General features: G+C 60.8%; 12 protein-coding genes. 7 read left to right on the top strand and 5 right to left on the bottom strand.

Annotated elements, in window-relative coordinates; translation table 11 throughout:
* Positions 1–160: 160 nt before the first annotated feature.
* The 3 genes from K3177_RS03515 to csgH are packed head-to-tail and all read left to right on the top strand — an operon-like array spanning position 161 to position 1,764.
* The gene (locus K3177_RS03515) at positions 161–817 is read left to right on the top strand and encodes a hypothetical protein (RefSeq protein WP_221597052.1); all 657 of its coding nucleotides are present in this window, start codon (positions 161–163) and stop codon (positions 815–817) included.
* Between the two features lie 18 nt (positions 818–835).
* Entirely contained in the window at positions 836–1,426 is a 591-nt protein-coding gene (locus K3177_RS03510) for a hypothetical protein (protein WP_221597050.1), read from the top strand.
* Positions 1,426–1,764, top strand: a complete 339-nt coding sequence (gene csgH, locus K3177_RS03505) for a curli-like amyloid fiber formation chaperone CsgH (protein WP_221597048.1) — start codon at positions 1,426–1,428, stop codon at positions 1,762–1,764. The genes K3177_RS03510 and csgH overlap by 1 nt, the downstream gene beginning before the upstream one ends.
* Here the strand turns inward: csgH and K3177_RS03500 are convergent.
* Positions 1,734–2,591: a hypothetical protein gene (locus K3177_RS03500; RefSeq protein WP_221597046.1), complete on the bottom strand. Its 858-nt coding sequence runs from the start codon at positions 2,589–2,591 to the stop codon at positions 1,734–1,736. The genes csgH and K3177_RS03500 overlap by 31 nt on opposite strands.
* Before the next feature lie 224 nt (positions 2,592–2,815).
* Here K3177_RS03500 and K3177_RS03495 point away from each other — a divergent pair, with 224 nt between their 5' ends.
* Entirely contained in the window at positions 2,816–4,228 is a 1,413-nt protein-coding gene (locus K3177_RS03495) for an MATE family efflux transporter (RefSeq protein WP_221597044.1), read from the top strand.
* Between the two features lies 1 nt (position 4,229).
* Here the strand turns inward: K3177_RS03495 and K3177_RS03490 are convergent, their stop codons facing one another.
* The gene (locus K3177_RS03490) at positions 4,230–5,063 is read right to left on the bottom strand and encodes a mechanosensitive ion channel family protein (protein WP_103023006.1); all 834 of its coding nucleotides are present in this window, start codon (positions 5,061–5,063) and stop codon (positions 4,230–4,232) included.
* 217 nt (positions 5,064–5,280) lie between these two features.
* Between K3177_RS03490 and groES the strand changes: the two genes are divergently transcribed.
* The 3 genes from groES to K3177_RS03475 all read left to right on the top strand — a co-directional run bounded on the left by groES (position 5,281) and on the right by K3177_RS03475 (position 7,936).
* The gene (gene groES, locus K3177_RS03485; protein ID WP_103023005.1) at positions 5,281–5,568 is read left to right on the top strand and encodes a co-chaperone GroES; all 288 of its coding nucleotides are present in this window, start codon (positions 5,281–5,283) and stop codon (positions 5,566–5,568) included.
* 85 nt (positions 5,569–5,653) lie between these two features.
* Positions 5,654–7,303: a chaperonin GroEL gene (gene groL / locus K3177_RS03480; RefSeq protein ID WP_196847499.1), complete on the top strand. Its 1,650-nt coding sequence runs from the start codon at positions 5,654–5,656 to the stop codon at positions 7,301–7,303.
* A gap of 231 nt (positions 7,304–7,534) precedes the next feature.
* Positions 7,535–7,936: a DUF4168 domain-containing protein gene (locus K3177_RS03475; RefSeq protein WP_221597043.1), complete on the top strand. Its 402-nt coding sequence runs from the start codon at positions 7,535–7,537 to the stop codon at positions 7,934–7,936.
* Between the two features lie 81 nt (positions 7,937–8,017).
* Here K3177_RS03475 and K3177_RS03470 read toward each other — a convergent pair whose 3' ends face one another.
* The 3 genes from K3177_RS03470 to K3177_RS03460 form a co-directional block, all read right to left on the bottom strand.
* Positions 8,018–10,204: a DUF305 domain-containing protein gene (locus K3177_RS03470; protein WP_221597042.1), complete on the bottom strand. Its 2,187-nt coding sequence runs from the start codon at positions 10,202–10,204 to the stop codon at positions 8,018–8,020.
* A gap of 66 nt (positions 10,205–10,270) precedes the next feature.
* Positions 10,271–11,557: an acyl-CoA dehydrogenase family protein gene (locus K3177_RS03465; RefSeq protein ID WP_221597041.1), complete on the bottom strand. Its 1,287-nt coding sequence runs from the start codon at positions 11,555–11,557 to the stop codon at positions 10,271–10,273.
* Positions 11,557–12,906 (bottom strand): phosphotransferase, encoded by a 1,350-nt coding sequence (locus K3177_RS03460; protein WP_221597040.1) that lies wholly within the window; start codon positions 12,904–12,906, stop codon positions 11,557–11,559. The genes K3177_RS03465 and K3177_RS03460 overlap by 1 nt, the downstream gene beginning before the upstream one ends.
* Positions 12,907–12,941: the final 35 nt, after the last annotated feature.

Below are 12,941 nucleotides of genomic sequence, written 5' to 3'. Positions count from 1 at the left end.
ACGGGCGGGTTTCAGCCCGTCTGATGCCCAATGCAGGCTGAAGGCATCGTATCGATGCCTTGACAACCCCAGACGGGTCGCCAGCCAGGCGGCCCGTCCCCCCTCAGTCCGGCACACGGTTCCGCAGCGGCCGCATCACGAATTCGAATGGAGTAGAGCCATGATCAGCCCGAACCAGACCACGCGAGCGAGCGCGGCAGCGGCCGCGTTGGTCGCCGCGACCCTATGGGCTGTCGCGGCCTTTGCCCAAGGTGCAGGCAGCGCTCCCCAGTTCGAGCCCGTCGAAGCGCCACTTGATCAGGACAGCGGCATCTTCGTCAGCCAGATCGGCAGCAGCAACGAGGCGAGCGCCCAGCAGGATGGAAACGCCGCCAGCACACAGGTTGCGCAGCAGGGCGAAGGCAACCGTGCAGCCATCCGCCAGAGCTCCGCACCGCATTATGCGGCTGCCGCGCAGAACGGCAACCTCAACGAGGTTGACATCGCCCAGGATGGGAATGGCCAGACTGCTCTCGTCCTTGCACAGCAGGGCAATGGCAACGTCGCTGACATACTTCAGCGCGAAGCCGGCCTTGCCTATTCGGCCGGGGCGATCAGCCAGACCGGCGACTCGAACAGTTTATCCCTCATTCAGGACGGTAGCGACAATCAGGCGCGGCTCACTCAGGCGGGTGACGGCAATGCCATGACAGCATCGCAACTGGGTGCTAACAACAGGCTCGACTGGTCGCAGGTCGGTAGCGGATTATCCGACCTTCAGATCGAACAGACCGGGGGCGCCGGTCTTATCGTGATCCAGACCAATGGCGGGGGCTGAGGCAAAAAGGATGACCCAATGACCTTCCTAGTCACGTTGGGAGTGATCTTGCTTTCTCAGCAGATCGCCGTTGAGCAGGTCGATCCGATCGACGCTCCATCCATAGCGCAGGATATCGAACAGCTTAGCAAGCGCGGCGATGCCGAGATGTCAGATCCGATTGGAGCGCCGGACGGCGACGGCGGCAAGGATGTGCAACAGCTGAGCCGTCCGGATACTACACTTGAACTTACCCGTGTCGAAGGCATGGACCGTTGCAGTGCAGAATTGCTGTCCGATAAGGATGCCGATTTTTGTGCCCGTCGGATCGAAACACGCTCAGGCGATTTCTCGCCTCGTCCAGCGCCCTCGCTGACCGCTGAACAGGTACTGGTCGGAGAGAAGTATGCTTCTGTGGCGGGTGTCGGGGTGGCGAATGCGTCTCGCGATGCGACGCGCCGCGAACTCTCACCTGAGGATCAGGACTTGCAGGCTTTGGCCTCTTTGACTCTCCCCTCAACCACGCCCCCCCCCGCCGCCAAGGAAGAGCCGCAAGCCGGCCTTCCCCCTGCGACGGAGGCATTGATCGAGGCGATCGTCAATCAACTTTCGCAGCCGGGCGGTAATTGATGCGTATCCTTGCTCTGATCTACTTCTTTTTCGGGAGCGCCGCGACCATGGCAACCAGCCAACCACCCCGGGCGATCAGCATGGATGTCGAGGAAACGGCTGATGCGGTCACGGTGGTCCTCAACGGACATTCAGATTCGGACCAGGAGGTCAGCTACGAACTCGTGATCGAAGGCCGCTCCACCAGCCGACATAAGGGCCGAACCAAGCTAATTGCGGGACAGAACGCGATACTTTCCACGATGCGCATGAGCGCCGCCGAACCATGGTGCATCAAGGCATCGGTTACAGAAGCCGACGGCACCAGCTACGAATATGCGAAAGGCTCCTGTACCTGATTTGTAGCTATGTCGGAGGCATTTTGGCCTGTATCGATCAAGATTTCGTCATAGATCGGATCATAGCTTATCCCAAGTCCAGCAGTTGCGAGTCGATCGATCGCGACAAAGCTTTGCGCGGCAGGCGAGTTCGATAGGCGGTCATATTCCTCGGTCGGGAAACGATCTGCCAGAGCCGCCAAGACCGATCCGAGATTGACGCTGACGGTCTGATTGGCATCGCTGAATTCGATCTGCCCAGTCACTAATCCATCTACGCGGGCAGTCAGATGTGTGAGGCCGCCGTGGTTCGCCGAAGGTGACGCCGGCGGTGTCAAAAGTACATCCACCTCGAAGGCAACCGTGTCCTCGGCGGTATCCTCACCTAGCGCACCAGATGGCGGCCGAACGATATCCGCTTCGGTCGGCGCGGTATCCGTTTTCAATGGTAGCAACGCTTCGACGGGGGTGGCCGGCATGTTCAGCGTAGATCGGCGGATCGGAGTCGCCAGCTCGAATGGCGCCGGCGAAGCCTTCGCAATCTCCTGTGCCGCTGGTGCGCGTGACGTTTCGATCTGCGCTCCAGTCGCAACTGGAACAACGCGAGCCGCTGCTGGGACGAGCGCCTCATCATCCCATTCGACCTGCGAAGACGCACCGATCGTAAGGAGGAGGACTGACGCAGATGCGTTCAACCCCGCGATGGTCCATTTGCCTACCAGCGTGCGGGGGTCAGGATCGACGAACGCCAGTGGCGGAAAGCTGGCAATCAACGCATCTAGATCGGAGGCGTACGAATAAACGCGCACACCTTCGCGAGTTTCCGTCAGCTGATAAGTGCCGTGCATCGAATCACCCCCATCCCACCGACGACCGCAGTCCGCCGGTCTTGAAAAGCTGACCCTCGGCAGCCGGTCTCGCAAGGGCAATTGCGAGATGCACCAAAATAAACCGGTTTGAAGACACTAAATTCGGGTGTGCCTTCCCGGACGCGCAGGCAGGTAGAAAGTTCGGCAATCCCGAAAAAACTATGGAGGACCATTGCGGAGGCGCCTAACCGGGCCGGCTTGTCATGGCAGATTTGGCCCCTCTGACACCCCCGCGGACACGCGGCGATGGTTGGCGCGATGAACTTCGCGCGACGCTGCGGCTGAGCTGGCCGCTAGCGACGGCGAACCTGTTGCAGATGCTCACCTACGCCATCGACGTGATTTTCATCGCACGACTGGGCGAGGATCAGCTGGCCGCGTCGGCGCTGGCGGTGGCCGTGTTCGGGCTGGTCATGTGGGCCCTATGTGGCCTGACCGGCGCCGTGGCCCCGGTTGCGGCGGCAGAGCTCGGCGAGCGCGCCCCGGCCTTGCGGCCCGTGCGCCGATCGGTTCGCATGGCGCTGTGGCTGGCCCTGTTTGCCGGTATCGTGGGCATGGGTCTGTGTCTTCTACTCGGCCCATTGATGCGCGTGACAGGGCAGGAACCCCAGATCATCGCGCTGGCTATCGAGTATAATACGCTGCTCGTCCTTTCGATGGTGCCGATGCTGTTCAACAACGTGCTGCGCAGTTTCGTCTCCACTCTCGACCGCCCGATTTTCGCCACGGCGATCACTGCCGGCGGCATCTTCGTCAATGCGGTGGCAAATTACGCCTTTATCTTCGGCAATTTCGGCGCACCGGAGCTTGGACTGCAGGGTGCCGCGGTGGCGACCATCATAACCACTTTCACGACGCTGCTTGCCTATATCGTCGCCATCCGGCTCGATCCGCGGCTGCATCGCTATCATATTTTCGGTCGTTGGTGGTCACCGGACTGGGCGCGCTTCCGGCATATTGCTGCCATTGGCACGCCAATCGCGCTTACAATCACGGCAGAGGCCGGCATCTTCGGAGCTGCCGCCTTCCTGATGGGCAATATCGGCGCGAGCGAGCTCGCCGCCCATACGGTGGCCCTGCAGATCGCGGCGCTGGCTTTCCAGGTGCCGTTCGGCGTGGGACAGGCTGCCACCATCCGCGTGGGTTATTTCTATGGCGCGCGCGACGAGGGCGGCATTCGGCGCGCGGGATGGACCGCAATCGTGGTTGGTACCGGCTTCATGGTTCTGACCGCACTTGCCATGGTGGTCATCCCCAAGCCGCTGATCGCGATCTACGTCGATCCGTGGGATCCGAAAAACGCCGTCCTGGTCGGCTTCGCGCTGCAATATATCGTCATCGCCGCCGCCTTCCAGCTGTTCGACGGGATGCAGGCCGTTGCCGCCGGCGCATTGCGGGGATTGCAGGACACCCGAATTCCCATGTGGATTGCCGCCTTCGCCTATTGGGTACCGGGCATCGGAACCGCTCTGGTTCTGGGCTTTGCCACCCCGCTCGAAGGGACAGGGGTCTGGATCGGCCTTGCAACGGGCCTGACCTTTGCAGCGGCCCTGCTGGGTTGGCGCTGGCATCGACGCGAGGCGCTGGGTCTGACCCTGCGCCCCGCCAGTCGATAGCTCAGGCGCTGCGCTGCCAGATGTCGCGCTGCGGGAACGGGATCGAAATACCGACGTCGTCGAAACGCGCCTTGGTCGCCTCGGTCAGATCCCAGGACAGCGCCAGATAGTCACCTGTGGCGCACCACACGCGCATGCCGATGCCCACCGAACTGTCGTCGAGCGAGCTGACGAAGGTCTGCGGTGCTGGATCCTTCAGCACGCGCTCATCCGCTTCGGCAAGCGCCAGCAATTCCTGGCGCGCCTGCTGCATGCTATCATCATAGGCAATGCCCACGATCAGCTCGAGCCGGCGGGTCGGATGACGATTGAGATTGACGATCGCCTGGTTCCACAGCTCCGAATTCGGGACCATGACGAACAGGCCGTCGAACTGTTTGAGCTCGGTCGTGAACAAGCCGATCTGCTGGACGGTACCGGAAATGGAACCGGCATTGATCGATTCCCCGATCTTGAATGGCTTCTGCACCAGGATCATCACACCCGATGCCACATTGCTGAGCGTGCCCTGTAAAGCCAGGCCAACGGCCAGCGCCATACCGCCCAATGCAGCGAGGATGCTGGTCGTTTCCACGCCGAACTGTGCCAGCACGGTGACCAGCACCAGCGCCCACAGCGCATATTTGACCAAGTTGGAAAGAAAGTTGGCGACCGTGGGATCAATGCGATCCGACCGGTTCAGTGCGCGCGCCACCCAGCCCGACAGGATCCCTGCCAGCAGCAGGCCGATGACCAGCACGGCGAAAGCGCCGGCGATTTCCACCATGTTCAAGCGCAACCACAGCCAGATCTGTTCGGGAATGGTCAGTGCGGCAATGGTTTTGTCGGTCGTCATGACGGGCTGGCCTCTTGCTGGCTAATCTGGAATTGGGGCGCGCGATAGGGAACCGGGCGCGTCTTGGCCACCCCCTGCCCCGGCCTGTCGCGCCGGCCAAATTTTTTCCCTGCGCCCCCGTTGACACCCTTGGCGCCTGACCCCAAATGCCCCTCGCTGGCACTCTCGATGTGGGAGTGCCAACGAACATTCACACTCATTCAAGAGGTCACACACAATGGCATTTCGTCCGCTGCATGACCGCGTACTGGTCCGTCGCATCGAAGCTGATGAGAAGACCGCAGGCGGCATCATCATCCCCGACAGCGCCAAGGAAAAGCCCAGCGAAGGCGAAATCGTCGCCGTCGGTTCGGGCGCCAAGGCTGAAGACGGCACGGTTACCCCGCTCGACGTCAAGGCTGGCGATCGCGTTCTGTTCGGCAAATGGTCCGGCACCGAGGTCAAGCTCGATGGCGAAGACCTGCTGATCATGAAGGAAAGCGACATCATGGGGATCATGGGCTGAGCCCATCTCCTTCGTCATGACACTGTCAACTGTGTCAACTTCAGTAATCTGATCGAATAGAAATCTGAACGGAAAGGACAGCATTATGGCTGCCAAAGACGTAAAATTCAGCCGCGATGCCCGCGAAGGCATTCAGCGCGGCGTCGATATCCTCGCTAACGCCGTCAAGGTTACGCTGGGCCCCAAGGGCCGCAACGTCGTCATCGACAAGAGCTTCGGCGCTCCGCGCATCACCAAGGACGGCGTCACCGTCGCCAAGGAAATCGAACTCAAGGACAAGTTCGAGAACATGGGCGCGCAGATGCTCAAGGAAGTCGCTTCGAAGTCGAACGACGCCGCCGGTGACGGCACCACCACTGCCACCGTGCTTGCCCAGTCGATCGTGACCGAAGGCATGAAGTCGGTCGCAGCGGGTATGAACCCGATGGACCTCAAGCGCGGCATCGACATCGCCGTTACGAAGGTTGTCGAAGACCTCAAGGCCCGTTCGAAGGACGTGTCCGGCTCGAACGAAATCGCGCAGGTCGGCATCATCTCGGCCAATGGCGACCGTGAAGTCGGCGAAAAGATCGCCGAAGCCATGGAAAAGGTCGGCAAGGAAGGCGTGATCACCGTCGACGAGAGCAAGGGTCTCGAGTTCGAGCTCGAAACCGTCGAAGGCATGCAGTTCGATCGCGGCTACCTCAGCCCCTACTTCATCACCAACCCGGACAAGATGACGGTCGAACTCGAAAATCCGTACATCTTGATCCACGAAAAGAAGCTGTCGAACCTGCAGGCGATGCTGCCGGTGCTCGAAGCGGCTGTCCAGTCGGGCCGTCCGCTGCTGATCATCGCGGAAGACATCGAAGGCGAAGCGCTGGCTACCCTCGTGGTCAACAAGCTGCGTGGCGGCCTCAAGGTTGCTGCGGTCAAGGCTCCAGGCTTCGGCGATCGTCGCAAGGCGATGCTGCAGGACATCGCGATCCTGACCAAGGGCGAGATGATCTCCGAAGACCTCGGCATCAAGCTCGAGAACGTCACGCTCGGCATGCTCGGCGAAGCCAAGCGCGTCACCATCGACAAGGACAACACCACCATCGTCGACGGTGCCGGTGACGAAGGCGACATCAAGGCCCGCGTTACGGAAATCCGCACGCAGATCGACAATACCAGCAGCGATTACGACAAGGAAAAGCTGCAGGAACGTCTTGCCAAGCTCGCTGGCGGCGTAGCCGTCATCAAGGTCGGCGGTGCTACCGAAGTCGAAGTGAAAGAACGCAAGGACCGCGTCGACGATGCGCTGCACGCAACCCGCGCAGCTGTCGAAGAAGGCATCGTCCCTGGCGGCGGTACGGCGCTCCTCTACGCTTCGAAGGCTCTCGCAGGCCTGACCGGCGGCAATGACGACCAGACCCGCGGCATCGACATCGTCCGCCGTGCGCTGACCGCTCCGGTTCGCCAGATCGCAGCCAACGCCGGTCACGACGGTGCGGTCGTTTCGGGCAAGCTGACCGACGGCAACGACGAAAACCTTGGCTTCAATGCCGCTACCGACACCTATGAAAACCTCGTGTCGGCTGGCGTGATCGACCCGACCAAGGTGGTGCGTACTGCCCTGCAGAACGCTGCATCGGTTGCCGGTCTGCTTATCACGACCGAAGCTGCGATCGTCGACAAGCCGGAAGACAAGTCGTCTGCCCCCGCCATGCCCGACATGGGCGGCATGGGTGGAATGGGTGGAATGGGCTTCTAAGTCCTATTCGACCAACCCGGAGATTGGGCCCGGCAGGAGCGATCCTGCCGGGCCTTTTCTTTGCAGATTCGCAGGTTTCGCTGACCGTGCTGCACTCAACTCATCGCAGGTGAGCGACATGTCTGGGTATCCGCCTTCCTTTAGACACAATTGAACCCACCAGCTGTTCGCAATGCCAGCCATCATGCGCATATCGGTTGCACAGGGGACACCAGTCCAAAGGAAAACACTATGAAAACCCTCAATATTCTTCTCGCGGGCTCCGCCATGGTTCTTGCTAGCGGTGCTGCCGCTCAGTCCATGGAAGAACAGACCGCGGATCCGGCAACCACTATGCCAGCCCAGGAAGCACCTGCTCAGGATGCGCCGGTAAGCCCGGCAATGGGTGAACAGTCCGCTGATGCAGAATTTACCGATACACAGGTGAAAAGCTTCGCTGCAGCGGTCGTCGAAATTCAGACTCTGTCGGGCGATGAAGCTGCCAAGCAGCAACAGGCTGCGCAGATCGTCGCCAACTCCGGTCTCGATGCCGAAACATTCAACGCCATCGGCACGGCGATGCAAACCGATCCGGCGCTGGCCCAGCGTGTTCAGCTCGCGGCCGCAGAAGTGCAGTCCCAACCCGCCGGCTAGGGTTCCAACCCCTCACATCGAAAGGCCCCCGCTGATCCGATCGGCGGGGGCCTTCTCGTTAGTGCAGTCGAGACGGAGAATTCATCCGCCTTTGCGACTGTCCTCGGCTGCCGCCACCAGCGCGTCGGGCCATGTCACCTGGGTCTGTGTTTGCGGGTTGAAGAGGCCATCGGCGTACACCGCGCCTTCCGCCGCCGCGATCTCCTCGGCCGTCAGGAATTCGCTCGGTTCTAAGGCGAACACATCCAGACCGCGGCTGATTTCCGTCGCGTAGATCCGCCCCTTGTACCAATAGGCCGACCAGTAACCACCCGTAACAAGCTGATCCTTGTCGATCGGCCCGCGGTCGAAATAGGCGATTTCGTGGATGTTCTGATCGTCGGTGAAGTCGATCACGCTGATGCCGCCCTGATACCACGCCTGCACGAAGATATCGCGCCCGGGAACGGGAATGATCGATCCGTTATGGGCAACGCAGTTTTCCTTGTCGCCCTGCGGCGCCGGAAGTTTGTAGGTTCCACGGTAAACCAGTTTGCCGTTCTCGATTCCGTAGAACGCGTCCGCTCCCCAGTTCTTGGGGTCGCCGGCCTGGCAGCGTGGCCGCCCCCCCCCGCCCCATTCGTCGGTGAATAGCACTTTGGTACCATCATTGTTGAAGGTGGCCGAATGCCAATAGGCAAATCCTTTGTCGGTCACATCGTCGATGCGCTGCGGCTTCAAGGGATCGGAGATGTCGAGAATGATGCCATTGCCCGAACACGCCCCGGCCGCCAGCTTCTTTGCCGGGAAAACGGTAATGTCGTGGCACTGGTTCGTCTGACTGGTGTCCTGCGTGCCGTCGCCGTGATCGCCCCCGCCCCACAAACCGGCAATTTCGCCATCGCGGGCAAATACCCGGGGCCGGTCAACGATGCGGGCTTTCGATGGATCGGCGACGGGAATCTCGATCACGTCGATGCTGAAGAGCGCCGTGTTATCACCGCCCGCGCTGAAGCAGCCCGGAACCTCTTCGGAATCGCGCACATAGCTTGTGCCCGAATTATACACGATCAAACGGCGATCGTCGGCGTCGACGATCGAATGGGTATGGCTGCCGCGACAGGTCTGCACCAGACCGACCTGCTTGGGTCGCGTGATGTCGGAGATGTCGAAAATACGCAGCCCGCGGAAACGCTCGTCACTGACCTTGTCATCGACTCCTTCAAGGCCGCAGTCGATCCGGCCCCGGCGATCTTCGACGCTCATAACCAGCAGATTGCCGGCGATAGATACATCGCCCTGTCCGCCCGGGCACACCACCGAGCTGATCAGTTGCGGCACGCCGTCCTGTCCGAGACGATAGGCGTTGAAACCGTGGTAACTACCCGCAACCATCGTATCGCCGCTGAAAGCCATATCGGTGAAGGCAAAGCTCAGCAGCGAACCGCGCTCACCGAATTGAGGCTCGTCTTCCTCCTCGTCGCCGTCCCTGCGAGAGGTATTCTTCGCCTCGTCCTTGCTTTTGTCGCGCTCCTTGATCGGCTGCAACTGAGCCGGGTTTTCAGGGTCGAAGAATCCTGCAGGCTTTTGCAGCGCCACCACGTGGCGCATGTTGGAAATCGCCTCGCCCGCGTCGCGAAAACCGGGCTTCAGCGTTGCGCGCGGATCGGTCGAGAGCGTCGCAAGCGTTGCATTCATTCTGTCGATTTCGGACCGCTGGTCGCTGACGACATCATTGGTGAATTCGTACATCACCGGATCGTAGGCGCTGCCCGACACGCCATGCAGTTCATCCACCATGTCAACCGCCCCGAGGTGGTGGGCGACCATGAGCTCGAGAAACAGGCGGTCGAAGGCGGTGCCGTTCGCGGCGGCCAGTTCGCGCATCTGCTCCGGCGACGCCATTCCTTTCATCGTGTGATGGGCATGGCCCATGCCCTGCATGGCCACGTCAAGATTGCGGTCCTCCAGCCAGGTCCGCATGAATTCCATTTCGTCTTTCTGCCCCGCTTCGATCCGATCGGCCGTCTTTAGCACCGCTTCGTTATTGGTGCGCTGCCGGACCAGTTTCGCCATATCGACAGCTTGCTGATGATGGACGATCATTCCCTGCATGAAAGACACATCGGCTGGCGAAAAGCGTGTATCGGAAAGAGCAATGGCTTCTGCTGCGTCGATGACGCGGGGCTCCGCGCCCGGCGCACCCGGAAGCACGATCGGCGCCCCCTGTGCAGCGAGCGGTGCAGTGGTCACGAGCAGTGCGGCAACCAGCGATATACGTGCGATCATTGATAACTCCCTCAAGTCGCTGCAATGGCTAGCATCCCGGGGGGGCTTGGCAATGTCGTTTGTCGATCACCCGTATTTCCCGCGCTTCGGACCAAGGTAGCCGAACAGGTACGCAGCCACCTTACGCATCTGGATTTCCTCCGCACCTTCGGTGATGCGGTAGCGGCGATGGTGGCGATAGATGTGCTCGAACGGCTTGTGGCGTGAGTAGCCGATGCCGCCGTGCACCTGCATCGCCCGATCCGCGGCTTCGCAAACCAGCCGGTTGGCCCAGTAGTTGCACATCGAAACCTTGTCGGACATCGTCTTCTCGATCTCCTCATGGTCCAGTGCGTCCATTTCCCATGCGGTCTTGTAGATCAGCAGGCGCAGCATTTCGCATTGAGTGGACAGTTCAACCAAAGGGAACTGAATAGCCTGGTTCTTCGCCAATTCTTCCCCAAACGGCTTTCGCTCTCGCGCATAGCGCACGCTCTCTTCGATACAGAACTGGGCTGCGCCCAAGCTGCTTGCCGCCTGGCGGATACGGTTCTGGTGCACGAAGCTTTGCGCCAGTGCCAAACCGCGACCTTCCCTGCCGAGGATGGCGCTGTCCGGGACCCAAACCCCTTTTATCGATAGGCGAGGGTGGTCGGTGGGCATGTTGAAGGTCCACATCCATTCTTCGATCTGCAGCCCTTCGGTGGGATTGGGGACGAGAAAGCAGGTGATCCCCGTGGCGGCGCCATCTTCGCCCGAGGTACGCGCGAACATCGCGCAATGCGTGGCCACGTGCATTCCGGTGATCCACATCTTCTCGCCATCGATCCGCCACCCGTCCACGCCATCGCGAGTCTCGCGCACAGCGGTCGTTTCCATCCAGGTCGCGTCGCTGCCATGATCGGGTTCCGTCAGCCCGAACGCGACGCGCCGCGTCCCTTCGAAACCGCCACTGATGAATTCCCGTTTCTGCTCCTCAGTCCCGAACGTTTCGAACATGGCGACGAAGGGAAAATTTCCGACGATGGAATGCTCGTTCTGCAGATCGTTATGGAGACCAAGGCCGCGCTGCGCGAAGCGATCACGGATGACAGCCATCCAGAGGTTCGAGCCGTCCTTCCCGCCGTATCTCTTCGGAGCAGAAAAACGCCAGTGACCCGCCTCGTCTGCAGCCTTCCGGGCCTGGCCCAGCAATTCCTCCCATAGTTGGGACGGCAGCCCGCCCCGCTCCCAATCCGTGCGTGCGTCTTCCCGACGGTGGTCGAAGAAACGCTGATTGTCGTCTTTCGCCACCATCGGCTCGATGACCGTCCCGATGAAGGTTTCGAGTTCGGCGTAATACTCCTCGAGCGCTTGCGGTATTGCGAAATCCATCAGTCCTCTCCTGTCCACTTTGCGCGAGCACGTTCGAGCATTGGGTATTTGGGCACGTCTGCAGCAAGCTTGTCCAACGCGGCACGGCGAAGGGCAGCAAGCACCCCGGGATTTCTCAAAGAGCATTCCCCACGGAGCAATTGCTGCGCGAGATGTCTGTCTTCGCATTCAGACACAATCTGGTCGCCCCGCGCCAACATGCCCAGCGCATTGCGTGCCACTGCAAGCTGGAACCGGTCATGGCCGTCCATGCGATCTTTTATTGTGGCCAACCATTCCGAAATCGCACTTGCGATTTCGCCCATACTCGCCTCCCCCTGCGGCTCTGGCCGTTTCTCAATCGAAGGCACCGGGCGTGCCCGCTCCTCCTCGGGCGCGTCCTCTTCCAACAGCAGAAGCAGGTCGAGCTCTTGTTCGCTCGTGCGGCGCGAGATCACGACGCGTTCAAGCATGCGGTCATCGCCGCTACGCCAAAAACTCGCCATGCGGAGGCAGCCAAGAGCCCACCAAACCGTGCGATAGATCAGCCAGAAACGGAAGCGATCCGGGTCAACGCCAAAACCGCTCTCCTGCTCATAAGCAACCACATAGTCTTCTAACGAGCCAATCCCCAGCGCGGGGCGATCAACTCGCGAAAACCGCCAGACGGCCATACAGCCAAAGGCGAGATCTTCGTGTCGGTCCCCGAAGTGGCATAATTCCCAGTCCAGTACGCCGGTGAGATGTGAATCTTCGGCGAGCAAATTGCCAAGACGGAAGTCGCCATGGTTGAGCACTGGCTCGAGAGGCTCTGGCAAATGGTCTCGAAGCCACTTGAGGCCAAGGGCAATCACAGGCCGGTCGCCGCCAGCGTCTTCGAATTGCTGGACGAGACCATCGACGGCTTCTGCGTAATCCAGTTCCGGCACATCGTCGGGTAGTGCGGCACGAGGTATGGCATGGATTCGCGCGAGGTCGCGGGCGACTTCCTCAAGAAGCCGCCCCGGCTGCTTCATACCCAAGATAACGCGCGGTTCTGCCGTACCTGGCAAAGCTCGCATGACGAAGCCACTGCCGATCCCATCGGCCGGCTCCAGCCCGACAACCACCTCCGGTGCCTTCACGCCCGCATTGTGAGCGGCACTTATGATCGCAGCTTCGACTTCATGGCCGAAGGGTCGCCCCTCCATGAATGACAAGCTGGGCGCGCGGCGCAGGACGAAGTCCTCGGCGCCGCTGGAGAAAAACCAGCTTTCCATCGTGGCCCCGCCGGTGAGCCGCCGCAATCCTTCGGGTGCAGCCAATCCTGCGCGTGCAAGCGCTTTCGCCAGGCCGGGTTCAAGCGCGCTTGCGCCGTCGATCTCTCCCATGCGGTTAATGTGTGCCGCGAAACGCTCCGACGCTC

The organism is Qipengyuania pacifica, from assembly GCF_019711555.1.
Taxonomy (GTDB): Bacteria; Pseudomonadota; Alphaproteobacteria; order Sphingomonadales; family Sphingomonadaceae; genus Qipengyuania; species Qipengyuania pacifica.
The sequence above is the reverse complement of the archived record's forward strand: the minus strand, read 5'-3'. Positions and strand labels throughout refer to the sequence as shown.